Origin of the sequence: Streptomyces chumphonensis (assembly GCF_014779715.1) — a bacterium.
GTDB lineage: Bacteria > Actinomycetota > Actinomycetes > Streptomycetales > Streptomycetaceae > Streptomyces > Streptomyces chumphonensis.
Genome location: NZ_JACXYU010000042.1, coordinates 1 through 613, shown reverse-complemented (window position 1 = coordinate 613; position 613 = coordinate 1). Strand labels below are relative to the sequence as shown.

The 613-nt window shown below is 70.8% G+C and carries 1 protein-coding gene; it reads right to left on the bottom strand.

Annotated elements, in window-relative coordinates; translation table 11 throughout:
* On the bottom strand, nt 1–613 hold a 613-nt coding region (locus tag IF129_RS25960; protein ID WP_224755617.1), incomplete at both ends, for a sensor histidine kinase.

Here is a 613-nt window from a genome sequence, read left to right as displayed (position 1 = left end):
CGCCAGGGGAGTTCGGCGGTGATGGTGGTGGGGCCTCCGTGGGGGGAGTGGATGTGGAGGAGTCCGTCGACGGAGTGGAGGCGTTCGGTGAGGCCGGTGAGGCCGGTGCCGTGGGTGGTGGTGGCGCCGCCGTGGCCGTTGTCGGTGGTGTGGAGGAGGAGGCGGTCGTCGGTGCGCCAGATGTCGATGTGGGCGTGGGTGGCGTTGCTGTGTTTGGAGATGTTCTGGAGGAGTTCGCTGAGGGTGAAGTAGGCGATGGCTTCGATGGCGGGTGCGGGGCGGTGGGGGAGGTCGGTGTGGACGGTGGTGGGGACGGTGCAGCGGGTGGTGAGGTGGGTGAGGGCGGGGCCGAGTCCTCGGTCGGTGAGGATGGCGGGGTGGATGCCGCGTGCGAGGTCGCGGAGTTCTTGGAGGGCGAGTTTCACTTCGCCGTGGGCTTCGTCGACCATGCGGGCGGCGGTGTCGGGGTCGTGGGCGAGTTTCTCCTTGGCGAGGCCGAGGTCCATGGCCAGGGCGACGAGGCGGGCCTGGGCGCCGTCGTGGAGGTCGCGTTCGATGCGCCGCAGGTCCGCGCTGGCCGCGTCCGTCACCACCGCACGCCCCTCCTCCAGCT